21 protein-coding genes are annotated in these 26,346 nt (G+C 42.5%); 2 read left to right on the forward strand and 19 right to left on the reverse strand.

The features are described from left to right. Positions 1-6 precede the first annotated feature (6 nt). Positions 7-2,679 carry a calcium-translocating P-type ATPase, SERCA-type gene (locus tag NSQ44_RS11040; RefSeq protein WP_094246519.1) on the reverse strand — a complete coding sequence of 891 codons (2,673 nt, stop codon included), beginning with the start codon at positions 2,677-2,679 and terminating at the stop codon, positions 7-9. Positions 2,680-2,807: 128 nt separating this feature from the next. Here NSQ44_RS11040 and NSQ44_RS11045 point away from each other — a divergent pair, with 128 nt between their 5' ends. Beyond that, complete coding sequence (locus NSQ44_RS11045) at positions 2,808-4,514, forward strand: Rqc2 family fibronectin-binding protein (protein WP_327856276.1); 1,707 nt, start codon at positions 2,808-2,810, stop codon at positions 4,512-4,514. 816 nt (positions 4,515-5,330) lie between these two features. Here NSQ44_RS11045 and NSQ44_RS11050 read toward each other — a convergent pair. The 16 genes from NSQ44_RS11050 to NSQ44_RS11125 all read right to left on the reverse strand — a co-directional run bounded on the left by NSQ44_RS11050 (position 5,331) and on the right by NSQ44_RS11125 (position 22,934). Next, on the reverse strand, positions 5,331-6,083 hold the full coding sequence (locus NSQ44_RS11050) for a sirohydrochlorin chelatase (protein ID WP_340857063.1): 753 nt from the start codon (positions 6,081-6,083) through the stop codon (positions 5,331-5,333). Further along, positions 6,080-6,859, reverse strand: a complete 780-nt coding sequence (gene cobA / locus NSQ44_RS11055; RefSeq protein WP_340857064.1) for a uroporphyrinogen-III C-methyltransferase — start codon at positions 6,857-6,859, stop codon at positions 6,080-6,082. Before cobA ends, NSQ44_RS11050 begins: the two co-directional genes overlap by 4 nt. 14 nt (positions 6,860-6,873) lie before the next feature. After that, complete coding sequence (locus NSQ44_RS11060) at positions 6,874-7,095, reverse strand: DUF3906 family protein (protein WP_063388461.1); 222 nt, start codon at positions 7,093-7,095, stop codon at positions 6,874-6,876. A 13-nt stretch (positions 7,096-7,108) separates the two neighbouring features. Next, positions 7,109-8,734: a nitrite/sulfite reductase gene (locus NSQ44_RS11065; RefSeq protein ID WP_063388462.1), complete on the reverse strand. Its 1,626-nt coding sequence runs from the start codon at positions 8,732-8,734 to the stop codon at positions 7,109-7,111. A gap of 23 nt (positions 8,735-8,757) precedes the next feature. Beyond that, positions 8,758-9,354: an adenylyl-sulfate kinase gene (cysC, locus tag NSQ44_RS11070; protein ID WP_066246569.1), complete on the reverse strand. Its 597-nt coding sequence runs from the start codon at positions 9,352-9,354 to the stop codon at positions 8,758-8,760. A 12-nt stretch (positions 9,355-9,366) separates the two neighbouring features. Beyond that, on the reverse strand, positions 9,367-10,509 hold the full coding sequence (sat, locus tag NSQ44_RS11075; protein ID WP_094246079.1) for a sulfate adenylyltransferase: 1,143 nt from the start codon (positions 10,507-10,509) through the stop codon (positions 9,367-9,369). Positions 10,510-11,001: 492 nt separating this feature from the next. Continuing rightward, entirely contained in the window at positions 11,002-11,721 is a 720-nt protein-coding gene (locus NSQ44_RS11080; protein WP_063388465.1) for a phosphoadenylyl-sulfate reductase, read from the reverse strand. 277 nt (positions 11,722-11,998) lie between these two features. Continuing rightward, the gene (pyrE, locus tag NSQ44_RS11085) at positions 11,999-12,634 is read right to left on the reverse strand and encodes an orotate phosphoribosyltransferase (RefSeq protein WP_063388466.1); all 636 of its coding nucleotides are present in this window, start codon (positions 12,632-12,634) and stop codon (positions 11,999-12,001) included. Then, positions 12,631-13,347 carry an orotidine-5'-phosphate decarboxylase gene (gene pyrF, locus NSQ44_RS11090; RefSeq protein ID WP_340857065.1) on the reverse strand — a complete coding sequence of 239 codons (717 nt, stop codon included), beginning with the start codon at positions 13,345-13,347 and terminating at the stop codon, positions 12,631-12,633. The genes pyrE and pyrF overlap by 4 nt, the downstream gene beginning before the upstream one ends. Then, positions 13,316-14,251, reverse strand: a complete 936-nt coding sequence (locus NSQ44_RS11095; RefSeq protein ID WP_340857066.1) for a dihydroorotate dehydrogenase — start codon at positions 14,249-14,251, stop codon at positions 13,316-13,318. Before NSQ44_RS11095 ends, pyrF begins: the two co-directional genes overlap by 32 nt. Continuing rightward, on the reverse strand, positions 14,245-15,021 hold the full coding sequence (locus tag NSQ44_RS11100) for a dihydroorotate dehydrogenase electron transfer subunit (RefSeq protein ID WP_063388469.1): 777 nt from the start codon (positions 15,019-15,021) through the stop codon (positions 14,245-14,247). The genes NSQ44_RS11095 and NSQ44_RS11100 overlap by 7 nt, the downstream gene beginning before the upstream one ends. 13 nt (positions 15,022-15,034) lie before the next feature. Continuing rightward, positions 15,035-18,223, reverse strand: a complete 3,189-nt coding sequence (gene carB, locus NSQ44_RS11105; RefSeq protein ID WP_063388470.1) for a carbamoyl-phosphate synthase large subunit — start codon at positions 18,221-18,223, stop codon at positions 15,035-15,037. Beyond that, on the reverse strand, positions 18,216-19,307 hold the full coding sequence (locus tag NSQ44_RS11110) for a carbamoyl phosphate synthase small subunit (protein ID WP_340857067.1): 1,092 nt from the start codon (positions 19,305-19,307) through the stop codon (positions 18,216-18,218). The genes carB and NSQ44_RS11110 overlap by 8 nt, the downstream gene beginning before the upstream one ends. A gap of 1 nt (position 19,308) precedes the next feature. Next, positions 19,309-20,586 carry a dihydroorotase gene (locus NSQ44_RS11115; RefSeq protein WP_063388472.1) on the reverse strand — a complete coding sequence of 426 codons (1,278 nt, stop codon included), beginning with the start codon at positions 20,584-20,586 and terminating at the stop codon, positions 19,309-19,311. Further along, entirely contained in the window at positions 20,570-21,484 is a 915-nt protein-coding gene (locus NSQ44_RS11120) for an aspartate carbamoyltransferase catalytic subunit (protein WP_340857068.1), read from the reverse strand. Before NSQ44_RS11120 ends, NSQ44_RS11115 begins: the two co-directional genes overlap by 17 nt. Before the next feature lie 154 nt (positions 21,485-21,638). Next, a complete protein-coding gene (locus NSQ44_RS11125) occupies positions 21,639-22,934 on the reverse strand; it encodes a solute carrier family 23 protein (RefSeq protein WP_340857069.1) in 1,296 nt (431 codons plus the stop codon). A gap of 304 nt (positions 22,935-23,238) precedes the next feature. Between NSQ44_RS11125 and NSQ44_RS11130 the strand changes: the two genes are divergently transcribed. After that, entirely contained in the window at positions 23,239-24,483 is a 1,245-nt protein-coding gene (locus NSQ44_RS11130) for an IS110 family transposase (RefSeq protein ID WP_044899849.1), read from the forward strand. Positions 24,484-24,722: 239 nt separating this feature from the next. On the opposite strand, the gene pyrR is transcribed toward NSQ44_RS11130, so the two are convergent. Both pyrR and NSQ44_RS11140 read right to left on the reverse strand, forming a co-directional pair. After that, positions 24,723-25,268, reverse strand: coding sequence for a bifunctional pyr operon transcriptional regulator/uracil phosphoribosyltransferase PyrR (pyrR, locus tag NSQ44_RS11135; RefSeq protein ID WP_340857070.1), 546 nt, complete (start codon positions 25,266-25,268; stop codon positions 24,723-24,725). 163 nt (positions 25,269-25,431) lie between these two features. Continuing rightward, a complete protein-coding gene (locus NSQ44_RS11140; protein WP_340857071.1) occupies positions 25,432-26,346 on the reverse strand; it encodes an RluA family pseudouridine synthase in 915 nt (304 codons plus the stop codon).

Consider the following 26,346-nt stretch of genomic DNA (forward strand, 5'->3'; position numbering starts at 1 on the left):
CATAACTTATCGTTTTTTTCTTGTTAAAATTGATCCTGCCAGCAAAAATGTCGGCAGAGCGGACATGACGAAAATAAACAGCCAATCTCGAGCCATGATAGGCGTTGTATGGAAAATCGGTTGAAGCGGCTCATAATAAATGACAACAAGCATTAAGATTATGGATGAAAAGACTGCCAGCAGCAAATAAATGTTGTTAAAAGGATTCCGGTCAAAAATCGTTCTTTCCGTTCTTGAATCAAACACTAAAATCAATTGCGACAAAACAAGTGTTGCAAAAGCAGCTGTTTGCGCGTAGGCAAGCTGTTCTGTATTCCGTTCATAAATGAAGTAAAAGACAAGTAGTGTGGACAGCCCGATTAAAAAACCGCGAGATAAAATTTTCCAGCCAAGCCCTCTCGAAAAAATCCCTTCTTTCGGATCGCGAGGCTTTCTTTTTAACACATCTTCTTCTGCGGGATCAAGGCCAAGCGCCATAGCCGGCAGGCCATCTGTTACAAGATTCACCCACAAAATTTGAATTGGAACAAGCGGCAGTGGCAATGCTAAAATCATGGCAAATAACATAACTAGTATCTCTCCTACATTTGATGCCAATAAATAGCGAATAAATTTCCTGATATTGTCATAAATATTGCGCCCTTCTTGAATCGCTGCTTTAATGGTGGCAAAGTTATCATCAACGAGAATAAGAGAGGAAGCTTCTTTTGCCACATCGGTGCCGCTCATTCCCATCGAAATGCCTATGTCTGCCGCTTTGATTGCCGGGGCATCATTTACGCCGTCTCCAGTCATTGCAACGATATGTCCTTTGTTTTGCAATGCTTTCACAATTTTCAATTTATGCTCCGGAGAAACTCTGGCAAATACGTAAATATCATCAACTACTTCTTCCAATTCTTCAATCGTGAGCTTGGACAAAGATGATCCGTCCATTACTTTACCGTTAGGCGGCAATATTTCTAGTTCTTTTGCGATAGCTTGTGCGGTAATAACATGATCGCCTGTTATCATGACAGTTTTAATGCCTGCTTCACCGCATTCCTTCACCGCTTGTTTCACTTCTGGTCTTGGCGGGTCAATCATTCCTTGTATGCCAATGAAAATAAGAGAAGATTCCGCTTCAGCTTGGGGTAGAGATCCTGTATGAAGCGGTTTGTATGCAACTGCTATCGTTCTTAATGCTTCGTTTGCCTGATGAAAAATCGCCTTTTGAATGTCATTTTTTCGCTGTTCCGTTAAACGTTCTTTTCTATCGTGCCAAAGAACATGTGTCGAACGTTCTAATATAACATCTGGAGCTCCTTTTGCGACTGCAAAGCATTTTCCGTCTTTATCTTGAACAATGACGGACATCATTTTTCGGTCGGAGTCAAAAGGAAATTCTCGCATAATATGAAATTGCTTCAATAATTTTGATTTTGATAGCCCCGCTTTCATGCCAGCCACGATCAACGCGCCTTCCGTCGGGTCGCCATCAAGGGAATATTCTCCATTTGTTTCAATAATATCAGATGTTGAAGCAAGCATTCCAAACATTAACATTTGCTTCAACGGTTTATGAGCAGCCGGATCAATTTTTTTTCCGTTTTCAAAAAACTCCCCAGCAGGCTGATAGCCCGCACCTGTTACCTTCCATGATTTATTGCTTATCCAAATGTCTGTCACAGTCATTTGGTTTTGAGTCATTGTTCCTGTTTTATCTGAACAAATGACGGTTGCACATCCGAGCGTTTCAACAGCTGGAAGCTTTCGGACAATTGAATTTTTCTTGATCATCCGCTGGACGCCCAATGCCAATGCAACCGTAACAATCGCCGGCAAGCCTTCAGGAATCGCCGCCACTGCCAGCGAGACCCCCGCCAAAAACATTTCATAAACAGCATGTCCTTGCATGACTCCGATTCCTGCTACTAATACCGTCAAGAGAAGAGCTACAACAATTAAAACTTTGCCCAGCTCTTCTAATTTTCTCTGCATCGGTGTCAATTGCTGCTCCTGGGTTTGCAGCAAATCTGCAATTTGCCCCATTGCCGTTTTCATGCCTGTAGCCACGACAACGCCGACGCCGCTTCCTCTTGTTACAAGCGTGCCCATAAAGGCCATATTTTGCATATCGCCAACGGATCCTTGATTCCCTTTTAATGGGCGTGTATGTTTTCCAACAGGGACGGATTCGCCAGTTAGTGCCGACTCCTCGACTTCAAGGCTTGATACCTGAATGAGACGCACATCAGCTCCGATTCGATCGCCGCTTTTAAATTTAATGCAGTCCCCTACGACAATTTCTCTCGAAGGGATCTTCATCCACTTCCCGCTGCGCAATACAGTAGTCTGCGGGCTTGACAGTTCTTTTAATGCAGCAAGAGACTTCTCTGCCTTTTTCTCTTGAATAAATCCAAGAACTCCGTTCAAAATCACAATCGCAATAATGGCAACTGCATCAATATACTCTCCTAAAAGGCCGGAAATGACGGTTGCCGCAATTAAAACAAGAACCATGAAATCTTTAAACTGGCCGAAAAATAACAAAAGATTTGATTGCCGTTTTCCTTCTGCAAGCTCATTGTATCCTAATTTTTTTCTGCGGTTTTCTGCTTCTTTTTCTGATAATCCTTTTTTTATATCGACATTCAATGATTGAATTGCTTCTTGTTCTGTCAATTCATGCCATTTCATGAATTTCTGTTTCACCCCTTTTCACCTTTTGATACACGCTCTAAGAACAACATATTCAGCCTTGTCCTAAAACATGTTATAATTTAGTAAGTTTTTTCTTGGACTTCATGGAAAAAGGGTGAGCAAATATGTCTTTTGACGGCATTTTTACATATTGTGTTCAAAGAGAATTGAAACAAGAGCTTGAAGGCGGAAAAATCACAAAAATTCATCAGCCTTCTAAGCACGATCTTATCTTGCAAATTCGTCAGAAAGGTAAAAATTATCGTCTGCTTATATCCAATCATCCCAATTTTGCGCGCATTCATCTTACAGCCTCCCACTATGATAATCCGCAAGAACCGCCGATGTTCTGTATGGTTTTAAGAAAGCATTTGGAAGGAAGCATCATTGAGGAAATCAGCCAGGTCGGACTTGATCGAATCGTCATGCTGCAAATGAGATCCCGCAATGAATTAGGGGATATCACCAGGAAACAATTATTTGTCGAGATCATGGGAAAACATAGCAACATCATCTTAGTCGATCAAGAAAAGAAGATGATCATTGACAGCATCAAACATGTATCAGCTGCAGTCAATCGCCATCGCTCTGTTTTGCCCGGACACGCATATGTTTTTCCTCCAGACCAAGGCAAATTGAATCCTTTTCATGCTTCAGAAGAAACGGTTTTGAAAAAAATTGATCTGTTTTCAGGAAAATTTGAAAAACAAATTGTCGACCAATTTGCTGGCATCTCGCCTCTGTTGGCAAAAGAAATCGTCTACCGCTCTGGAATCGCCAATAAGGAATCGGTTGCCAGAACGCTTATGTCCGTTTTAAATCAAATAAAAAGCGGAAGCATTGTTCCGCAAATGACAAAAACTTTAAATAAAGAATATTTTTATATTTTGCCTTTAGAGCACGTAAAAGGAGAAAGGAAAACATTTTCTACCATAAGCGAATTGCTAGACCGATATTTTTACTCGAAAGCGGAACGCGATCGAGTGAAGCAGCAAGGACAGGATTTAGAACGCTTCATCATCAACGAGCGAAAAAAGAATGAAACGAAAATCCAAAAGCTAAAACACACGCTCAAAGAGGCTGAAAAAGCAAATACGCTGCAGCTTTACGGCGAACTATTGACAGCGAACATGCATGCTGTGAAAAAAGGGGATAAAGAAGTCGAAGTGATCAACTATTATGACGAGGATGGACAAAAGATCAAAATTCCGCTTGATCCTTTGAAAACTCCTTCCGAAAATGCGCAAAGTTATTTCCAAAAATATCAAAAAGCCAAAAATTCCGTTTTAGTTGTCAAATCACAAATCGAAAAAGCAGAACAAGAAATCGAATATTTTGACCGGCTTCTCCAACAGCTTGAAACGGCTTCCCCTAAAGACTTAGAGGAAATTCGAGAAGAATTGATTGAAGGGGGATATTTGAAAAAAAGAGCGAACATCCAGAAGAAAAAAAATGCTAAACCTGTTTTAGAAGCTTATCTGTCCAGCGACGGAGCTGAAATATTAGTCGGCAAAAACAACAAGCAAAACGAATACTTGACGAACCGGGTTGCTGCTAGAGACGATATTTGGCTTCATACAAAGGACATACCGGGCTCCCATGTTGTCATCCGGAAAAAAGATCCGTCTGAACAGACCATTTTAGAGGCAGCGAATCTGGCAGCTTATTTCAGCAAAGCGCGCCAATCAAGCTCCGTACCTGTCGATTATACAAAAGTGCGCTATGTAAAAAAACCGAATGGCGCCAAGCCTGGGTTTGTCATATATGAAAATCAGCAAACGGTCTATGTGACGCCTGATGAAGAGCTCGTGCTGAAGTTGAAAAAACAATAGACGTTTTTTCTGCTTCTCCTTCTGCTTTTATAAGCTTCCTTTATGAAACTCTTACTCCATTAACAACGTTGATCATCTGGAATGTCGCCTTCACTAGCTCTAATCTTGAAAAATTATGTACGCCTCATTTCAGTACAATCGAGTAGGAGGGAGCGATTAACTCCCGTCCTCTCACACCACCGTACGTACGGTTCCGTATACGGCGGTTCAATTAAGATCATTGACGCAAGTCTTTATAACTTCCGTGAATAGCTGTTCTCTTTATGCCAGTGGTCACTCCACCCTCCAAGAGATCTCCCACGGGATTCACCGCTTCCTCCCTCAAGTGAGGTACTACGTTTTCTGTGTTCATCATGACTCACTGAATGCCAAGGGCTATTCTCTCTTAATTGTTCGGTCCTTCTTAGTTGTTCTAGACCAACTAATACTATGACCTCTGCTGACTTCTGACTGTTCAGCTATCTATCACTAGATAGGTTACCAAGGTTACTTGGCGTGCCAGCCAGACCTCCCCGGGTAAGAGTGTAATCTTTCCTTCCATCCATCTGCTTCATTTACTCTGTATCACCTTCGGCAGAAAGGGCTTTGTTTTGTCTTGCAAACTCACCCAGTGATACCTAGCCTCATATGAAGTTCGTGTTCCGAGAGACCTTAAAGTTTGCCGCTCGCTTCCTTCAGATTCCGCGTCACCACGGACACCCTTGCGTTAAGCTAACTGCTACTTCTGCCTTCGCAGCTCGGGACTTTCACCCTATAGATTACACCCATGCCGGGCGCACGAGAAAAAGGAAACCATTCATAACACGGTTTCCTTTTTCAAATATTTATTCTCTGCTCTTGCTCAAACGCCTCTTCAACTCTGACGCGAAGCAGCTCTTTAACAGCTGAATGGTTTCCGATATGATCAGTTAACATAATCTTTTTATTTGTTACCCTTTGCAATTGCTCGATTTCCTTTTGAACTCCTTTTAACAATAGACCTGTAAACAATAAATAAGGCACAAAAATTATTTCTTCTTCCGTCATTTTTGGAACGGATTGAACAACATCTTGAAAAAGAGGAGAAGCTGCGGTTAAATAGCAGCACGTCACCGGTACTTCCAATCGCTCTTCAAGCATGCGACCAATCGTTAAAAAATCTTGCTGCATTTCCACATCCCGGCTTCCTCGACCGATCAAAATCATTCTAGACTTTTTCGGTCTATTCAAAACGCGTTTAATTCTGTCTTCCACTGCCTCTAGCATCAATTCATCAACGCCAAAAGGCATGCCATAGGAGATCATTGCTTCCGGATAATTTGTCTGCAATGTCGAAAGAATAGCTGGTATATCTTGTTTAGCATGGCCGGCAGCTAATAACAGCACTGGAATTACCGCAATATGAGCAGCTCCTTTTGCGAAACATGATGCAAATCCTTCCTCAATGGTAGGCTTTGCAAGCTCAAGGAAAGAGATTTCTTGAATCTCGTATGGCAGGCTCGCCTTCACTTCATTGAAAAAATGAATCGCCTCTTCTCTAGAATCCCGCAACCGACTGCCGTGAAAGATATACAGAACCCCTTTTTTCATAACGAAACCCCTGTTGTAAAATCGATGTTGCTCATCTGCTTCTCAAACCAGTTCAACTGGTCATGAAAACGAACGACTTCGCCGATAATAATTATGCATGGATTGGAAATACAATTTTCTTCTGCCGATTTCGCCATTTCCTTCACGGTTGTCGTTACTGTGCGTTGTTCTTCCGTAGTCGCCCATTCAATAAAGGCAACAGGCGTATTTTGATCCTTCCCGCTTCGTATAATCATGTCTTGGATTTCCGCAATATTTTTCACACCCATATAGACGGCAACGGTGTCCGCTGCTTTCATTAAACGAATCGTTTCCTCTTTAATTGTCCAATCCCCTGCTCTATGTCCGGTAATAAATGCACACGAAGCGCTGATGTTGCGATGCGTAAGCGGGATGCCAGCATAGGCGGAAGCGGCGGAAGCAGCCGTAACCCCGGGGATCACTTCAAAAGGAATTCGTTTTTGCACCAATACTTCCGCTTCCTCCCCCCCTCTGCCAAACAGATAGGGGTCGCCTCCTTTTAACCGCGTTACGATTTTGCCTGCCTGGGCATACTTCACTAAAAACTTATTGATCGTCTCTTGGCGCATCGTATGGTAATTTGGCAATTTGCCGCAATAAATGAGATCCGCTTCTTTTTTTGCATAAGCAAGGAGCTCTTTGTTGACAAGCCTGTCATATAAAATCACATCCGCCTTCTGAATCGCCTTCATCGCTTTTATTGTGATTAATTCTGGATCTCCTGGGCCTGCTCCGACAATATACACTTTTCCCACGCTGATCTCCCCCACTACGTACAGAGCGTCACGTCGCTTTCATCAATCACAAACCCTGCACTTTTTCGTATTTTTTTCTTTTCGTACAACGTAACATCTTCAATATCAAGAACCTTTAAATAAAATTTTTCAAGCTCAACATCTACTTGCTCGAATGCTTTCAAATCATTTTCGGCCGCGATGATTACTGGAATTTCCTTCTCCTTCGTTTTTACAAGAAAGCGATACAAATACATGCTGACACCCCATTTAAGCTCCGAGAGGTTCCAAAATCTCATCGAGCTTCGCCTGCAAAGGTTCAATGCCGACGCGATCATAATATTCTAAAAAGGTTTCGCCGGCTAGCTTCGTTTCTTTGAAATATTGCAGAAAATCTTTCAACACTAAATGAAGCTTCTCTGCCTCAATTTTTCCTTTCAATTTTTCATTAAATCGGCCGCCGTCAAGAAGCGTTCCGCCAACATGAATTTCGTAGGCATCGACCATTTTTTTATCTTTTGTTCTCATCAAAACGCCTTGCAGACCGATGTCCGCGATTTGCCGCTGACCGCATGAATTCGGGCAGCCTGTGATGTGCATCCGAACAGGTACATCCAATTCTAATTCTTGATCCAAATATTCGACAATTGTTTTCATCCGCTGTTTCGTTTCAACAAGCGCAAGGTTGCAAAATTCCGTTCCAGTGCAGGAAACGGCATAACCAATGAATGATTTCGGCTTGATGGTAATTCTGCCCTTTTGAAAAATTTCTTCTGCCAGCAAAGCTTCAACTTGATCATCCGGAACGTTCGGAATCACAATATTTTGTGTATTGCAAGTTCGGATTTGTCCATTTCCGTATTTTTTGGAAATTCTGGCGATCTCCAGCACTTCCTCGGAATAAAGTCTTCCGAGCGGAACATTAAAGCCGATGTAATTCAAGCCTTTTTGCTTTTGCGGATGAACGCCGTAAAAATATCCTGCATTCCAGCCTTTTGTTTCATCGTTTCCTCTCTCCGGAAGCGGACCTGTCAGTTCAAGCAGTTTTTCTTGGAATTTTTCTACACCCCAATCGGCAACTAAAAATTTTAGACGGGCGCGGTGTCTTTTCTCACGATAGCCGTAATCACGGAAGATGGTTGTGACCGCAATGGCAACATCCTTCACTTTATCCGGGGTTACGAAAATGTTCAATGGTTGTGCCAAATGCGGTTTTGATGATAGTCCGCCACCGACCTTTACATGAAAGCCTTTCACAAGCTTTCCGTCAATCTCTTTTGTAGCTGGTATGAAAGCTAAATCATTGATTTCGGCATGTCCGGAATTGTAGTAGCTTGCACTAATCGAAATTTTATATTTTCTTGGCAAATTGGAAAAATCTCTATTTTTATGGAAAAATTGATGAATTTCTCGCACAATCGGCTCTGTGTCCAAAAGCTCCTCCGGGTCAATGCCCGCAAGAGGATTTCCAATCACGTTGCGGGCGATGTCGCCACAGGCGCCTACCGTTGTTAGACCGACTTCATCCAAGCGTCTAAATATTTCCGGAATGTTCTCGATTTCCAGCCAATGGAATTGGATGGCTTGACGAGTTGTAATATCAAATAGATCCCGGCCAAAATCTCTGCAGATCCCTGCGAGTGCAACGACTTGTTCATAGTTTAATATTCCCGTCGGTACTTTGATCCGCATCATAAAATAACCGTCTTTTTTAGGCCGTTGAAGATACAGCCCCGCCCATTTGAGCAAATCCCAATCTTCTTCCGGAATGGAAGCAAAGCCGTTTTTCGCAAAGGTGTCGATTTCTTCCAAAATATCCAATCCGTCTTTTTCAAGCTTTTTTAATTCAAACTTATTTAAATTTTCATTGTTTGCCCATACTTTTTCATGTGCCATTGCAACTCCCCCAATGTTTAAAATTATAGGAACTTTCGATTTTTTAAATATTGAAAAATATGTTCAACACTTTCTTCTACTGACCATTCCTCAGAATGAACAATGATTTCAGGATTTTCAGGCTCTTCATATGGATCGTCGATACCTGTAAAATGTTTTATTTCACCGTTTCTCGCTTTTTTGTACAGCCCTTTCGGATCTCGTTTTTCACATTCTGATAATGAGCATTTAACATATATTTCAATGAACTCATCATGCTCGAGCAAATTTCTTACTAACTCCCGATCTTCTTTATATGGAGAAATAAAGGCTGTCAAAACAACTTGACCGCTGTCTACAAATAATTTTGCAACTTCTCCAATGCGCCGAATGTTTTCTTTTCGGTCCAATTCCGAAAATCCTAAATCTTTGTTCAACCCATGGCGAACGTTGTCTCCATCTAGTACGTAAGACGAAATATTTTCATTGAACAGCTTTTGGTTTAATGCATTGGCTAACGTTGATTTGCCGGAACCGGACAATCCCGTAAACCATAGAACAAAGCTGTGATGCCCCGACTTTTTCCTCCGCTCTTCTTTTGTGACGGAATGATGATGCCATACAATATTTTTGCTTGTCACGTTAATTCCACCTCATTTTTGCAATGCTTCTTGGCGCAGACCTTTTACAAGCACTTCCACAACTTCCGGACGGCTGAAAGTGTTTGGCAGCGGCTCACCGTTTCGAAGTTTTTCCCTTACTTTTGTGCCTGATAAAATGACACGGTCGTCATCAGAATGTGGGCATGTTTTATGGGAAGCCATGCCGTCGCATTTTTTACAATAAAAGCTGTGTTCAAAAAACAGCGGCGTAATGTCTAATTCCTCTTTTGTAAAGTTGAAAAAGATTTTCTGCGCATCATATGTTCCATAATAATTTCCAACCCCTGCATGGTCTCTTCCAACGATGAAATGCGTACACCCATAATTTTTTCGAACGATAGCATGGAATATCGCTTCCCTTGGTCCGGCATAGCGCATGGCGGCTGGAAAAATTCCTAACAGAACACGATCTTTTGGATAGTAATTTTCCAACAGAACTCGATAGCTTTCCATGCGAATATCCGCAGGAATATCATCCTTTTTTGTTTCGCCGACAAGCGGCTGCAGAAATAATCCGTCTACGGTTTCAAGAGCTGTTTTTTGAATGTATTCATGCGCCCGGTGAACAGGATTTCTCGTTTGAAACCCTACGACTGTATTCCAGCCGAAACGTTCAAAAGCGGCTCGAGATTCCGCTGGTTCAAATGTTTCGTTTGGAAACGGCTTTTCCGTTTTCTTTACTAACACGACATCCCCGCCAAGATAGACAGGTGGACGCTCATACAATTTAGCAACTCCTGGGTGCTCTTCATCTTTTGTCCGATAAACATATTCCGCTTCTTTTTGTTTATCCGGCTTATATTTATCTTCCACTTTGATCACACCGTATACTTCTCCGTTAAATGTCAGCTTAACTTCATCTCCAATGTCGATGCGATCAGCTTGTTCTTCTTCAACAGGAAGTGTAATTGGAATGCTCCAAACTATACCATTGGCAAGACGCATGTTTTCAACAACACTATCATAATCTTTTTTAGTTAAAAAACCCGTTAATGGACTAAATGCTCCAATACCGATTAACTCTAAGTCAGAGAGCCCGATATTATCCAATTCAATTGCTTCTTGAATATGAGAATAATTGTATTCTGGATTATAGCGATTGATTAATGTTCCTCCGTGCGGTGCAATCCCCATTTGATCTCCTCCTTGCTACGCCATATATTCCTATATTCACATTTATTTACTAGGCTTTTATTGAAAAAATTTTTAGCCTTAGCCGCTAAATAAATCTAAATCGTTGCGATACGCCATCATCAAAAACGAGTAAAAAAAAAGCTTGAACAATTGGAATCATTTCATGAAACGAGTCTTCAAAACTTTATTTTTTATGACGAGTTTTTGTAAAGCATTATCTGCGGAAAAAGGCCTGCTGTAGATCAAACTGTCACTTCACTTGTAAGTGATATTCATATTTTGATTGAACAAACACCAAATATAAAATGATTGAATCAACTATCGATGAAGCCGAAGCAGACGGTTTAGCAACCTTCACCTCCACCGACCATTGAACAGAGAACATTTCCAGCAGTCCGAATGGAGGAAAAAGCGATATGTTTTTACCGCTCCTGTACGACAGGCAGCACCCGCTGTCGCCGCACCGCTTCCTCTAATAGTTATAGGCTTTCATTATTTTGTCACACTTGTACTCTCATGTAATCCGCATTCAAGCTTTTGATGGCCGACCCATCTTCCAGAACGCAGATCATCCATGTTAATGGCTGGCTGAGTACAAGGCTGGCAGCCAATGGAAGGATAACCTTGATCATGTAAGACGATATAAGGCAAATCATGTTTATAAACATATCGCCAAACTTCCTTCCAGGTCCAGTGGATGAGAGGGCAAATTTTCACCTTTTGGAATTTCTCATCTTTATTAATATAGTTTACATGTTTTCTTGTCGGCGATTGTTCTCTTCTCAATCCTGAAATCCATGCTTTTACTGGTTCAAGCGTCTCCCTTAATGGAACCACTTTCCGGATGTGACAGCAAAGATTCGGATCTTTCTCCCAAAGCTTATCTCCATATTGCTCTTTTTGCTCTTCTAATGTGATCTCTGGTTTTTTTAATTCTATATTTAAATCTGGATATCGATTTTTTACTTTTTCTATGCAATCATAGGTTTCTTTAAAATGCAGCCCTGTGTCCAAAAAGACAATCCGTGCGGTCGGATTGACCTTCGATATTAAATCAATGAGTACAATCCCTTCAATTCCAAAGCTGCACGAATACACAATATCATCTTTATATGTTGAATATGCCCATTCCAACACCTCTAGGGCACCTTTTGTGTCCGATGTCTCATCAAACACGAGATCAGGTTCCGCCCAGGTTTCGTACGTAAGCATTCGCCTTTCCCCCTTATTAGAAAAGGAATAGAGCGCGTTCAATAAAAGGATTGAAAACCGCCTCTAGTCGTCTAGTCAGCGGTTTATTGAGACAGCTTTTTATATAATCCTTCTTTTCTTTCATTTGTACAAATGACATTTTGTACTTAAAAATTAGGTTAGAAGATTCACAGTGTTCCTTTCAAGAACGTGCTATATGCTATCAAATTTTATCATAATTTTCCTAAAAGTCAACCCGAGTTTTTTGATTGGAATTAAATATTATATGAAAAGGCGGTTAAACTTTTTCGAGCCAACTGTCGTTTTCAGGATTTTTTCGCCATAATGACAAGCGGTCGAGATCCTCTTTTGAAATCATTTGCACTTCCAAAGCCACTTGGATTAAAGTGTCATAATCACTTAATGCGATCGCCGGAATGCCAGCATTGGCAAAGTTTTGCTTTCCTTGAGGAAGACCGTAGGTAAAAATTGCGGCGACACCTAGTACTTGACAGCCAGCATTTCTTAGTGCTTCAACAGCTTTTAAGGAGCTTGCCCCTGTTGAAATCAAGTCTTCGATTACAACAGCTTTTTGTCCTTCCCTCACTTTTCCTTCTATTTGGTTTCCCTTCCCATGCTTTTTCGGTGTGCTGCGCACATAACACATAGGCAATCCCAGCTCTTCAGCAACTAATGCCGCATGGGGAATACCGGCTGTCGCAGTTCCAGCAATTAATTCAGCATCGGAAAAATGCTCACTGATTAGTTGAGCTAGTCCTTTATAAATGATTTTGCGGAGCTTCGGATACGATAGAGTCAAACGATTATCACAATAAATGGGCGATTTTATTCCGCTTGCCCACGTAAACGGTTCATTTGGTCTGAGAGTAACTGCTTCAATTTCTAGCAAATGTTTGGCGATTTCCTTTTTCATTCCACCTTACCCTCCCATTCTTTTTTTACCTCATTGTAGGCTGCAACAGGATCCTCTGCTTTTGTAATTGTCCTGCCGACAACAATGGCTGATGCACCTTGTTCCTTTGCAAATTTTGGCGTCGCAATGCGGACTTGATCCTGTGCTCTATCTTTTGCTAAACGAATTCCAGGCGTAACAGTCAGAAAAGACGGACCGCACGTTTTTCTTATTTCGCTTACTTCTTGGACAGAACAAACAACACCGCTCATCCCGCTTTTTTTTGCATTTTCCGCATAATGTAAAACCGTCTCAAGCAGCGACTTTTCAATGAGAAGTTCATTTTTTAGCATCTCGCTGGAAGTGCTTGTCAGCTGGGTGACAGCGACAACATCTGGACGCTTATTTCCGCTCTGAGCTCCCGCCTCCAGCCCTTCTATCGCTGCTTCCATCATGTTTCTACCTCCCGCAGCGTGAATAGTGATCAAATCGACTCCGAGCTTGGCAAGTCCTTTCATCGTTTGTTTCACGGTATTTGGTATATCATGCAGCTTCAAATCAAGAAATATTTGATGACCGCTTCGCTGTAATTCTTCGATGATAGAAGGGCCTTCTTGATAAAAAAGTTCCATCCCCACTTTAACAAATAAAGGCTCCTCAAATATTTGCACAAACTGCAATGCTTTTTCTCTCGTATCAAAATCAAGGGCAAGAATTAGAGGACGATTTTTCATCTTTCCAGCTCCTTCCGACACATTCATTCACATGATCAAAGCCTAATTCTTTCAGCCGATTCGGCAACGCATCAATAAGTTCAACACAGACGTAAGGATTGACAAAATTCGCTGTACCAATTGCGACTGCCTTTGCTCCTGCCTGCAAAAATTCTATGCAATCATCGACATTCATAATTCCTCCCATGCCGATGACCGGGATTTCTACACTTTGGGAAACCTGATAGATCATACGAACGGCAATCGGCTTGACAGCAGGTCCAGAAAGCCCGCCTGTTCCATTAGCAATAATCGACCGGCCTGTTTTCACATCGATCCGCATGCCGAGGAGCGTGTTGATCATCGTAATTCCGTCTGCTCCCGCTTTTTCCACCGCTTTTGCCATGGCGACAATGTCAGTTACATTTGGAGAAAGCTTGACATAAACCGGTACTGAAGAAACGTTTTTCACAGCTTCTGTTAAATGTCCGGCTACTTCAGGAACTGTTCCGAACATGATCCCCCCTTGTTTAACATTCGGACAAGAAATGTTCAGTTCAAGTGCTTTTACGTTAGGCGCTTTACTGATTTCTTTTGCCACTTCCACATATTCTTCAACAGTCGAGCCGGCAATGTTCGCAATGATCGGAACATCAAATTGAGAAAGCCAAGGAAGCTCTTCCTCCATCACTTTTTTTAATCCGGGATTTTGCAACCCGATGGCATTGAGCATTCCCGACGGCGTTTCCGCCACCCTTGGTGTTGCATTTCCGAATCTAGGCTCAAGCGTTGTTGCTTTGATCATGATCGCTCCAAGCTTGGATAAATCGTACAGCTTGGCAAATTCGCGGCCAAAGCCGAAGCATCCTGATGCGGGCATGATCGGATTTTTTAACTCAAGACCAGGAAGCTTAACAGTTAACATTCCAACATCACCTCCCCGATTCGAAAAACAGGCCCGTCGGTACAGATTTTCTTATAGCCCGAATCATTTGCATCGGTTTTCGTACGGCGGACACAGGCAAAGCAAGCGCCGATTCCGCAGCCCATTCTTTCTTCCAGGGACAAAAACACTTTTTTATGCGGAAATGCTTCTTCTATCGCTTTTAACATCGGAGTTGGTCCGCATGTATAGAGCGTTTCAAATGTGAAGCGTTGTTCATTGATGATATCCATAACGGTTCCTTTTGCGCCGAATGTGCCGTCAACTGTCGCCACAAACGTTTCGCCCAGCTCCTTAAACTCTTGTTCGTAAAACACCGCCGCTTTTGTTGAAAATCCTAATACATGGACAACTTCCACTCCATTTTGAACAAGCTGCTTCGACAATTCATAAAGAGGGGGAACGCCAATGCCGCCACCGACAAGCAATGCTTTTTCCTTCGTTTCTTCAACCGGAAAACCGTTTCCGAGCGGTCCGAAAACATCGACAAGCTCACTTGCTTTTTTTCTGGACAATCTTTTCGTTCCGGCGCCTTCTGCCCGATAAATTAATGTCATCGTGTTTTTTTCGGCATTGTATTCGGCAATGCTGATCGGTCTTCTTAATAACAGATCAAAACTGTCATCCACTTTTATTTGAACAAATTGTCCCGGACGAGTAATGCGTTGAACGAGCTCTCCTTTTAATTCCATTTTATAAATGTTTTTCGCAATTGGCCTGTTGCTGATAATTTCCATCCAAGCTTTGATCATTGGATCACCTTCTTTACCTATTATGTTCGGAGAGATTTTCAACCGTAAAAGCCATCGATTCAAGCACGCGTAAAATTGCCCTTGCAGTGTCTAAAGAAGTGAGGCATGGCACACCGTTTTCAACCGATTCCCTTCTGATTCTGAAGCCGTCGCGCTCAGGCTGCTTTCCTTTCGTCAGCGTGTTGATGACAAATTGCGCTTTTCCATTGCGTATCACATCCAAAATGTTATCGCCGCGTGATCCGATTTTGCTGACAACTTTTGCTTTTATGCCGTTCTCTTCTAGAAACTTTGCGGTTCCTTCCGTCGCCAGCAGCTGATAGCCGATATTGCGAAATCTGCCCGCAATTTCTAAAGCCTCGTTTTTGTCCTTATCAGCAATCGTAAGCAGTACTGATCCGTGCTCGTAAATATTCGTACCGGCTGCAACAAAGCCTTTATAAAGAGCCTTTTCAAAGGTGGCATCCTTTCCGATTACTTCCCCAGTTGATTTCATTTCTGGTCCAAGCGTAATGTCTACACGGCGCAACTTCGCAAATGAAAATACCGGCACCTTCACAAATACACCTTTCGCCTCTTTTGCAAGCCCTGTTTTCACACCGAGTTCCGGCAAGCTAGCACCGAGTATCACCTTTGTCGCAAGCTTAGCCATCGGAATTCCGGTAATTTTACTTAAAAACGGAACTGTTCTGCTTGATCTTGGGTTCACTTCCAATACGTATACCCGCCCGTCAGCAATTACAAATTGAATGTTTAGCAGTCCGACAATATTCAGCCCTTTTGCCAAACGAATCGTATAATCAACAAGTTCTGTTTTCAACTGATCAGATAACGTTTGCGGCGGGTAAACCGCTATCGAGTCCCCTGAGTGCACGCCTGCCCGCTCAATATGCTCCATAATGCCCGGAATGAGCACATGTTTACCGTCTGAAATCGCATCAACTTCCACTTCTATTCCGGTTAAATATTGATCAATTAAAACAGGATGTTCCGGATTAATTTTTACTGCATGTTCCATATAATGGAGCAATTCTTCTTTATGGTAGACAATTTCCATCGCCCGGCCGCCAAGCACATAGGAAGGACGGACAAGCACCGGATAGCCGATTTCTTCCGCAATTTCCACCGCTTCAGCGACGGATAGAGCCGTTTTCCCTACAGGCTGTGGTATTTCCAAAGCTTCAAGCACTTGTTCGAACTTGTCGCGGTCTTCCGCCCGATCTAAATTTTCCAGGCTTGTTCCTAATATTTTGACACCTCGTTTTGCCAGCTTGCCTGCCAAATTGATTGCCGTTTGCCCGCCGAATTGGACGACAACGCCAATCGGCTTCTCCAAGTCGATAATATGCATGACATCTTCGATCGTCAGCGGTTCAAAATACAGCTTGTCGGAAATGCTGAAATCCGTTGACACCGTTTCTGGATTGTTATTGATAATGATTGCTTCATATCCTGCTTCGCGAATCGCCCAAACAGAGTGAACTGTTGCATAATCGAACTCAATGCCCTGCCCGATTCGAATCGGTCCTGAACCTAACACGACAACACTTTTTCGTTCAGTCACAATCGATTCATTTTCTTCTTCATATGTGCCGTAAAAGTAAGGCGTCTCGGATTCAAACTCGCTTGCACACGTATCAACCATTTTGTAAACTGGAACAATTCCTTGTTTTTTCCGAAACTCATAAACTTCCGATTCATCTGTATTCCATAACGAAGCGATAAAGTGATCAGAAAATCCGAGCTGCTTTGCTTTTCTCAACACGTTTACATCAAATGGAGATTTTTTCAGTTCTCGTTCATATTCGATAATGTTGTTTATCTTATTCAAGAAAAAGCGGTCGATTTTGCTCCATTGATGAATTTGCTCAACGGAAAAACCCCTTCTCAGCGCTTCGCCGATGTAAAAGATTCGTTCATCCCCTGCTTTCTTGATTCGCTTTTCAATCATTTCATCTGAGACATCGTTTTCTTTCAATGTTAAATGGTAGACGCTTGCTTCGAGAGAACGAACAGCTTTTAACAACGATTCTTCAAACGTGCGGCCGATCGCCATGACTTCACCGGTTGCTTTCATTTGAGTGCCAAGCACACGGTTGGCTGATTCAAATTTATCAAACGGCCATCGCGGTATTTTCGTGACAACATAATCAAGCGCCGGTTCAAAGCAAGCAAATGTTTTCCCTGTCACTGGATTGATGATTTCATCTAACGTTAAACCGACGGCAATTTTCGCTGCGAGTTTCGCAATCGGATATCCTGTCGCTTTTGATGCAAGGGCGGATGAGCGGCTAACCCGCGGGTTCACTTCGATAACGTAATATTGAAAACTATCCGGATCAAGAGCAAGCTGAACATTGCATCCGCCTTCGATGCCAAGAGCTCCGATAATTTTTAATGACACGTTTCTGAGCAGCTGGTATTCTCTGTCTGAAATCGTTTGGCTGGGCGCCACAACGATCGAATCGCCTGTATGAATGCCGACGGGGTCAATATTTTCCATGTTGCAGACAACGATTTTATTATCTTTTGAGTCCCGCATCACTTCATATTCGATTTCTTTGTAGCCGGCAATGCTTTTTTCGAGCAGACATTGATGAACAGGGCTGAGCTTTAGACCGTTTGTGACAATTTCAATCAGTTCTTCCTCATCGTGACAAATGCCGCCTCCGGTCCCGCCAAGTGTATATGCAGGCCGAACGATCACCGGATAGCCGACTTGCTCCACAAAATGAAACGCTTCTTCAAGCTCATGAATTATGGCGCTTTCCGGCACCGGTTCATTCAGCTCCTTCATAAGCTCGCGGAACAGTTCACGGTCTTCAGCTTTTTGAATGGCTGAAAGCTTAGTTCCTAAAATTTCAACGCCGCACTCTTCTAAAACACCCATTTTATGAAGCTCGACCGCCAAGTTTAGTCCAGTCTGTCCGCCGAGAGTCGGCAGGATCGCATCCGGCCTTTCCTTGCGGATGATTTTGGCGACAAAGCTCGGCGTGAGCGGCTCCATATACACTTTGTCGGCAATTTCCGTATCCGTCATAATTGTCGCTGGGTTCGAGTTGACAAGAACAACCTCATATCCTTCCTCCTTCAATGCTAAGCACGCCTGTGTTCCCGAATAGTCAAACTCCGCCGCTTGTCCGATAATAATCGGTCCTGACCCGATAACTAAAATTTTCTGAATATCTTTCCGCTTAGGCATTGAGATTCCCCCTTTGAGCAGTCTTTTCCATCAGCTCGATAAATTGATCAAACAAAGGATTGGCATCCTCAGGTCCCGGCGATGCTTCCGGATGGTATTGAACAGCGAAAGCAGGATGCACGCGATGTCTCAATCCTTCAACTGTTCCGTCGTTCAGTGCAACATGTGTTACTTCAAGCTCTGTATTCCTAATGGATTCGATGCTTACAGCATAGCCGTGATTTTGGGAAGTCATATACACTTTCCCAGTTTTTAAATCCTTTACTGGATGGTTTGAGCCGCGGTGGCCGAATTTTAATTTTTCTGTTTTCGCACCGCATGCTAAAGCGAGCAGCTGATGCCCTAAACATATTCCAAAGATAGGGGTTTTCCCGATAAGATCGCGCAGCATTTCAATTGCTTCTGGAACGTTTTGCGGATCTCCAGGTCCGTTTGTGAGCAAAACGCCGTCAGGCTTCAATCGCAATATTTCCTCCGCAGATGTATCATATGGAACGACGATCGAGTCGCAATTTCGGCTGTTTAATTCTCTTAAAATTCCATGCTTCATGCCAAAATCTACAACAACCACTCTTTTTCCTCTTCCTGGACTTTGATAAGGTCTTTTCGTCGATACAATTTCCACCTGATTGCGGGGCAGTTCCGTTTCTCTTAATTTCTCAGCCACTTGCTTTGGATCCGCCTCAGCTGAACAGATTGCACCTTTTAACGTTCCGTAGTTGCGGATAATTCTAGTCAGCCTTCTTGTATCGATTCCACTGATGCCAGGAATATCGTTTTCTATGAGAAAATCATTGATTGAATATAAACTTCTCCAGTTGGAGGGAGCTTCACAGGCTTCCTTCACAATCATCCCGTTCACGAACGGGCGGATCGTCTCAAAATCGTCGCGGTTGATGCCGTAATTGCCGATCAATGGATAAGTAAACGTTACGATTTGTCCGCAATATGAAGGATCTGAAAGTGTTTCTTGATAGCCTGTCATTCCGGTTGTGAACACAACCTCTCCGATGATGTCACGATCGCTTCCAAAGCCATCGCCGATGAAAACAGCGCCGTTTTCAAGCACTAATTGCCGTTTCATATTACTCTCCCCTTTTCCAAACGATTTTGCCGTCCACCATTGTTAAAACAGGCCAGCCTTTTGCAAGCCAGCCGTTAAACGGCGTATTTTTTCCTTTTGATGCAAATGTTGAGGCATCTATCCTTTTTTCTTCCTGTAAATCAATGAGCGTCAAATCTGCAGAAATGCCTTCTTTTAATTCCCCCATATCCAAGTTAAAAGCTCTAGCAGGCTTTACCGTCAACCAATCAACAAGCTGTTTCAATGTAAAAATGCCCCGTTCGACAAAATATGTGTACAAAAGAGGAAAGGCAGTTTCCAACCCGACAATCCCAAACGGCGCCTTATCGACCTCTAAAGATTTCTCCTCCATCGTATGAGGCGCATGATCCGTAGCAATAAAATCGATTGTTCCATCCAACAGCCCTTCGATTAATGCTTTCTTGTCTTCTCTGCCTCTAAGCGGCGGATTCATTTTAAAGTTCGGATTAAGCTCCGGAATATCTTCATCACATAAAAGAAGATGATGCGGGGTTACTTCGCATGTCACGCGGATGCCTGCTTTTTTGGCGTCTCTGACGGCTCTGACGGATTCTTTTGAACTAATATGGCACACGTGGTAATGGCAGCCGCTAGCTTCTGCCAACAGAACATCTCTTGCAATTTGAACGGATTCACATACAGATGGAATGCCGGATATACCGTGATTTTTTGCAAAAACTCCATCATGGAAGGATCCGCCGTTGATAAGGGTATTGTCTTCACAATGCGCGACAATTGAATATCCTTTCTCCGCCGCTTTTTTCATTGCCTGAAACATCATGCCGGCCGACTGGACACCTACGCCATCGTCCGTAAAGGCAAAAGCACCTTCCTCTTTTAATGCATCAAAATCCGTTAATTCGCTTCCGCTTTGCCCAAGTGTGATCGCTGCATAAGGAAGAACGCGAACCTTTGCTGTTTCTTTAATTCGCTTTTGTAAATTGATCATTTTTTCTTTCGTATCAATAGGCGGCTTCGTATTAGGCATGGAGGCAACGGTTGTAAAGCCGCCCTTCGCTGCAGCCAGCGTGCCGGTGGCAATCGTCTCTTTCGCTTCTCCACCCGGTTCACGCAGATGAACGTGAAGATCGATAAATCCATGGGAAAGAAGCTTTCCGTTGCAATCGATCACGTCTCCCGCTCCATCAGCTATCTCTTCCGATATTTGTTTGACTATTCCGTTTTCCACAAGAACATCCCGTTTTGTCAATTCGCCTTCCTCTGTTAACAATTGCGCATTTTTAAATAGAATGGACATATTTCTTCTCTCCCCCTTGTGCTTTACTTTCAATCGCATGTTTTATAACTGCCATGCGGACAAATACACCGTTTTCCATCTGTTTAAAAATTCGCGACCGGCTGCACTCTACTAAATCTCCGTCGATTTCAACTCCTCTGTTGACCGGTGCAGGGTGCATAATAATCGCATGGTCCTTCATCATTTTTTCCCGTTCCTTTGTCAATCCGTACTGCTCCAAATATTGATCAGCTGTCCATTTTTCGCTGTGGCGTTCATGCTGGATTCTTAAGAGCATCACAACATCTGACATTTCGATTGCTTCATTGATCGATACGTATGTACCGTATGGATTGGTGTCGTCCCTAAATTTTTCAGGTCCTGAGAACAATACGGTTGCCCCGAGCCTTGTCAGCACTTCTGCATCAGATCTTGCTACACGGCTGTGGCGAATGTCACCGATGATGGAAACCGTCAATCCGTTAAAACGCCCAAACTCTTCACGAATTGTCATCAAATCGAGCAAACATTGCGTTGGATGGTGTCCGCACCCATCGCCAGCATTTAATATGGATACTTGGACACGACCGATAAGCTCGTCAAAATACCGGTCCTCGGGATGTCGGATGACGACCGCCTCGACACCGATCGATTCTAAAGTTTTTACAGTATCGTACAACGATTCCCCTTTTTGAATGCTTGATGAAGCTCCATCCACATTTAAAATGTCAAGTCCAAGTTTTTTTTCAGCAGCTTCAAAACTAAACCTCGTCCTCGTACTCGGCTCAAAAAACAAGTTGGCGATAAATGTCTGTTCTCCGGCTTTCCATCGTTTTCCCATTTTAAAGCGTTCCGCTTCATCCAAAATGGCAATAATCTCTTCAGTTGACAGCGTGCTCATTGTCACTAAATGTTTCATCGCTTTCTTCCCCTTTCCTTTAAATAAAAGCGATTGACGTTTGAATTTTTAAAAAAAACCCTGCCAAGGCATGACAGGGTGTAAGCAAATGACGAAGCATGATTTGTCCCACACACCCTTGAAAGCCTCTCTGGACTTTTTTAAAAGGTGATTGCTACACTACTGAATCTTCTTCTTTTGTGTCAAAAATATGTTCTTCTTTTTTACCTGGGAGCACAAAGTTTAAAATGACGCCAATGATTGCAGCTAATGCCATTCCGTGTAACTCAAAGCTTTCCCCGAACTTAATCATCGCTTCGCCAATTCCTATTACTAAAATGACGGAGGTGATGATTAAGTTTCTTTTTTCGTTCAGATCAACTTTATGCTCAATCATCATTCTTAATCCTGAAGATGCGATGATCCCGAAGAGCAGTATTGAAACGCCTCCCATTACTGAAGTTGGAATCGAACTGATCAAGGCGGATATTTTTCCAATAAAGCCAAACAAGATTGCAAATAGAGCTGCACCGGCAATGACATAAACGCTGTAAATCCTTGTAATCGCCAATACGCCGATATTTTCACCATATGTCGTGTTTGGCGGTCCACCGATAAAAGATGCAATCATGGTTGCCGCTCCGTCGCCGAGAATGGAACGGGTAAGTCCAGGGTCTTTGATTAAATCTTTTCCGATTACTTGGCTTAACAGCATTTGGTGACCGATATGCTCGGATAATGTCACCACTGCGACTGGAACCATCAGCAGAATGATTTCAGATGTAATGTGAGGTGTATAATCAACAAATGGAATGATAAAGTTCGGGAGCTGAAACCATTTGGCTTCCGCCACTTTTTGAAAGTCGACAATACCGATTATAAGCGAGTATACATATCCGCCGAAAATTCCGATTAATACAGGGATTAGGTTAAAAAATCCTTTAAAAAATGCCATTGTTATAATGGTGATCAGAAGTGTAACAAGGCCTGCTGAAAAGTGAAGCAAGCTGTAATGTCCTTTAGGATCGTTCATGGCCATACTCACAGCTGTTGATGCAAGGCCAAGTCCGATTACCATAATTACTGGACCGACGACAACAGTTGGCAGTAATTTCATAATCCATTTATATCCTGTCTGTTTGATGATAAGCGCGACAACCCCGTAAACTAAGCCTGCCAAAAAGCTGCCGATCATCGCCGCTCCTACACCGCCGGCAGCTTTAGCCGCAATTAACGGTGTGATGAAGGCAAAGGAGGAGCCGACATATGCCGGCACTTTTCCTTTTGTTATCAAAATAAATGCGAGTGTGCCGAGACCGCTGGAAATCAAGGCAACAGAAGGATCAATTTTGACTAAAAACGGTACGAGAATCGTTGCTCCAAACATGGCAAATAAATGTTGGAAGCTTAAGGCGAGCCATGTGATAAAATCAGGTTTATCATGAACATCTAGTATAATATTTCTTTTCATGTTTATACCCATTCCTTTCGCTTCGCTCAAGGCACAAAACGTAATGAAACAATTGTGCCACCGGCGTTATTTTTATTATTCTAAAGTCATAGGGATAACAGTCAACTACAAATCACGCGGAGGTGAGTGGGCCACTCTGGTTGCAGGGTGACCGCATGTTTATATGTGTAGATTGCCTTTCCAAGCACAAATAAGTGTGACTTCGAGCACGCAGACTTATCTTTGTATAAACAACTACTCGTTTATTGCTGGGCAATCAGTCAATGCTGTCTATCCCTTTAATAACGTGAAAGGAGTTATCCCTATGGGATTAAAGATTGTTTATCCAATATGCTGTGGGATTGATGTCCACAAAACCTTTGTTGTTGCCTGTATTGCTTCTACCAACAAAGGTGTCACTACTTACAAACGCCATCGCTTTTCTACCTATACAAAAGGATTGAAAGAGCTGTCACAATGGCTTTGTGAAAATAACTGTAAGGATGTTTGTATGGAATCTACCGGGAAATACTGGATTCCCGTGTTTAATGTTCTAGAGGATTCCTGTAACATTACTCTTGCACATCCAAAATATGTTAAGGCTATCCGTGGTAAAAAAACTGATAAAAAAGATGCCAAATGGATTGCCGATTTATTTAAGCATGATCTAGTAGCTGGAAGCTTTATGCCACCGCTGGCTATCAGACAGCTTCGTGACCTTATGCGTTATCGTTTTAAATTGACTAATTTTATGTCGAGTGAGAAGAATCGTCTTCAGAACTGTTTAACTGTATCTAATATTCAACTTGGAAATGTTGTTTCGGATACCTTCGGTAAAAGCTCCATGAACATTATTGACAAGATTTTAGGGAATCCCTTGGATACCACTTTTGACATAGAACCTTTAATTCACGGTTCCATGAAGAAGAAACTTTCTGATTTGGAACTCGCCATAGACGGATATATTACACCGGAACAGGCTGATAAATTAAAGGTCATTAAACAGCACTATGAAGATCTTCAATCTCGTAAAGCAGATCTTGAAAAAATTATCCTTTCTCTTGCCGAGTCCTACACAGAAGAAATCAACTTAATCTTAACTGTTCCGTCCTTTAAGAACATTTTTTCCGCCATTGCCGTGGTTTCGGAAATAGGTGTTAATATGGACGTGTTTCCGACAGCTAAGCATTTATGTTCCTGGGCAGGACTAACACCCACGAATAACGAGAGTGCCGGCAAGAAAAAGTCAGTAAGAATTTCGAGAGCTGGCTGCTACATCAAGCCTCTTTTGGTACAGTGTGCAACTGCTGTGGTCAAAAGTGAAAAGCATCCCGAAATTCGAAACCGCTACTTAAAACTTAAAAAACGTCGTGGTCACAAACGAGCAATTATTGCAATTGCCCGAATGCTGTTAACAGCTATATACAACATTCTCAAAAAGAAAGAGCCGTATAATCCAGAATTATATAAAAAATCAGACGTTCTTCCAGTAAACCGTGAGATCACGGTAGAACAAGCGATTTTATTAGCTAAAAGTCAAGGTTTTCGAGTGACGGCAGTTACAACTTGATGATCAATCAACCAAATATTTCCAATAAAGTCATCGATGGATGGCTTGTTTTGCTATGCCTATTTTTATTACTTGGAACCCAAAGTATTTATTTCAGACTTTTCCTCCTTATGGAATTTGCATAAAAAAACCTCTTTGGCCGATGAGGCACAAAGAGGTTTTGTCAAAGTGCATACAAATAGCGTATACACCTTTCGAACCCCTTTGCAGCCTCACGGGACTGCTATTAAAAGGGACATCTATTCATTTTCATAAATGGATACTTTTTCTTTTTCATCTACTTCCAAAAGCTGTACAACAATTTTTTCTGATTTTGAAGTAGGTATGTTTTTCCCGACATAATCCGCTCGGATCGGCAGTTCGCGATGGCCGCGGTCAACAAGTACAGCGAGCTGGATTTGCGCTGGCCTGCCGTAGTCAACAATGGCATCCATCGCTGCCCGTACCGTTCTTCCCGTGTAAAGGACATCGTCTACTAAAATGACTTTTCGATTGTTAATATCGATCGGGATATCTGAACCTTTAACGAGCGGTTCGCCGCTTTCTGTTTTTTGTGTTAAATCATCCCGGTAAAAAGTAATGTCAAGGTTGCCGACAGGTATCTCTTTTCCTTCAATGTCCTCTATTCTTTTTGCAAGACGTTTGGCTAGATAAATTCCCCTTGTCTTGATTCCGAGCAAAACACAATTGTCTATACCTTTATTGTGTTCGATAATTTCGTGGGCTATTCTAGTTAGCGCCCTTCTGATCGCCTGCTCATCTAAAACAACCGCTTTTTCCGGCATGCTCATCACCTCAAATTTCGGTTAAAAAAACCTCTCATCCTGAGGATGAGAGGTTTTGTGCATAGCTCACCTATTGCCATACGATTCCTTCTCAGCCTCACGGGACTGCAGTTAAAGGATGCTGTATTGTCTAAACGTATTATGACAGAGCAGCTCGTAAATGTCAACGATCATTTCTTAACATTTGCAAAATCTTTTCGAATTCTTCCGGGAGCGGTGCTTCAAACTTCAAAAACTCTTTTGTTCTTGGATGCTCAAAACCAAGTACGCCTGCATGAAGAGCCTGTCCATGAATCGGAAGTGTTTTTTTCGGTCCATATTTTGGATCGCCGGCTAGCGGAAAACCGATATATTTCATATGGACGCGGATTTGATGCGTTCTCCCGGTTTCCAGCCGACATTCAATATATGTATAATCCGAAAATCGTTCCAGCACATGAAAATGGGTGACAGCTTCTTTACTGTTTGTTTTTGTTACCGTCATTTTTTGCCGATCCTTTGGATCCCTGCCGATCGGAGCATCAATTGTGGCATGATCGTGCGGAATTACCCCGTGTACAATCGCCTTATATCTCCTTTCAACCCTCTTTTCCATTAATTGATTTGCTAATGATTCATGAGCGTAATCATTTTTGGCAACCATTAATAAACCTGAAGTATCTTTATCAATACGGTGAACAATTCCCGGACGAAGGACTCCGTTAATTCCGGACAAATCTTTACAATGATATAAAAGGCCGTTCACAAGTGTTCCTGAAGTGTGTCCCGGCGCTGGATGGACGACCATCCCACGCGGTTTATTGACAACGATGACGTCTTCATCCTCATAGTATATATCAAGCTCCATCGGCTCAGGCTTGACATCCAGCTCTTCCGGTTCTGGAACAGATACAGTGATGACATCACCAATTTGGCACTTGTAATTGGCCTTCACCGATTTTTCATTTACTGAAACAACCCCGTCCTTGATCCAATTTTGGACCAACGTTCTTGACCAATTCTCATCTTTATTGGCCAACAATTTATCTATTCGTTCATGTTCCTCTTTTTCCGTCACAACAAAAGTAAATTGCTCCAT

The organism is Aeribacillus sp. FSL M8-0254, from assembly GCF_038008845.1.
In the GTDB taxonomy this organism is placed as follows: domain Bacteria; phylum Bacillota; class Bacilli; order Bacillales; family Aeribacillaceae; genus Aeribacillus; species Aeribacillus composti.

Coding starts and splice junctions, on each gene's coding strand:
- pyrE (WP_063388466.1), bottom strand. CDS start 12,634: ATGAAAAAGGAAATCGCCAAACATTTGCTAGAAATTGAAGCAGTTACT.
- NSQ44_RS11125 (WP_340857069.1), bottom strand. CDS start 22,934: ATGAAAAGAAATATTATACTAGATGTTCATGATAAACCTGATTTTATC.
- NSQ44_RS11050 (WP_340857063.1), bottom strand. CDS start 6,083: ATGAAAAAAGGGGTTCTGTATATCTTTCACGGCAGTCGGTTGCGGGAT.
- NSQ44_RS11080 (WP_063388465.1), bottom strand. CDS start 11,721: ATGCTTACGTACGAAACCTGGGCGGAACCTGATCTCGTGTTTGATGAG.
- NSQ44_RS11120 (WP_340857068.1), bottom strand. CDS start 21,484: ATGAAACATTTAGTGACAATGAGCACGCTGTCAACTGAAGAGATTATT.
- NSQ44_RS11040 (WP_094246519.1), bottom strand. CDS start 2,679: ATGAAATGGCATGAATTGACAGAACAAGAAGCAATTCAATCATTGAAT.
- sat (WP_094246079.1), bottom strand. CDS start 10,509: ATGGGGATTGCACCGCACGGAGGAACATTAATCAATCGCTATAATCCA.
- NSQ44_RS11060 (WP_063388461.1), bottom strand. CDS start 7,095: ATGTATTTGTATCGCTTTCTTGTAAAAACGAAGGAGAAGGAAATTCCA.
- NSQ44_RS11095 (WP_340857066.1), bottom strand. CDS start 14,251: ATGTTAACTGTTAAGCTTCCTGGTCTTGAGTTAAAAAATCCGATCATG.
- carB (WP_063388470.1), bottom strand. CDS start 18,223: ATGCCTAAGCGGAAAGATATTCAGAAAATTTTAGTTATCGGGTCAGGA.
- NSQ44_RS11130 (WP_044899849.1), top strand. CDS start 23,239: ATGGGATTAAAGATTGTTTATCCAATATGCTGTGGGATTGATGTCCAC.
- NSQ44_RS11065 (WP_063388462.1), bottom strand. CDS start 8,734: ATGGCACATGAAAAAGTATGGGCAAACAATGAAAATTTAAATAAGTTT.
- NSQ44_RS11100 (WP_063388469.1), bottom strand. CDS start 15,021: ATGATCAAAGCTTGGATGGAAATTATCAGCAACAGGCCAATTGCGAAA.
- NSQ44_RS11110 (WP_340857067.1), bottom strand. CDS start 19,307: ATGAAACGGCAATTAGTGCTTGAAAACGGCGCTGTTTTCATCGGCGAT.
- pyrR (WP_340857070.1), bottom strand. CDS start 25,268: ATGCCGGAAAAAGCGGTTGTTTTAGATGAGCAGGCGATCAGAAGGGCG.
- NSQ44_RS11115 (WP_063388472.1), bottom strand. CDS start 20,586: ATGTCCATTCTATTTAAAAATGCGCAATTGTTAACAGAGGAAGGCGAA.
- NSQ44_RS11140 (WP_340857071.1), bottom strand. CDS start 26,346: ATGGAGCAATTTACTTTTGTTGTGACGGAAAAAGAGGAACATGAACGA.
- NSQ44_RS11045 (WP_327856276.1), top strand. CDS start 2,808: ATGTCTTTTGACGGCATTTTTACATATTGTGTTCAAAGAGAATTGAAA.
- pyrF (WP_340857065.1), bottom strand. CDS start 13,347: ATGAAAAATCGTCCTCTAATTCTTGCCCTTGATTTTGATACGAGAGAA.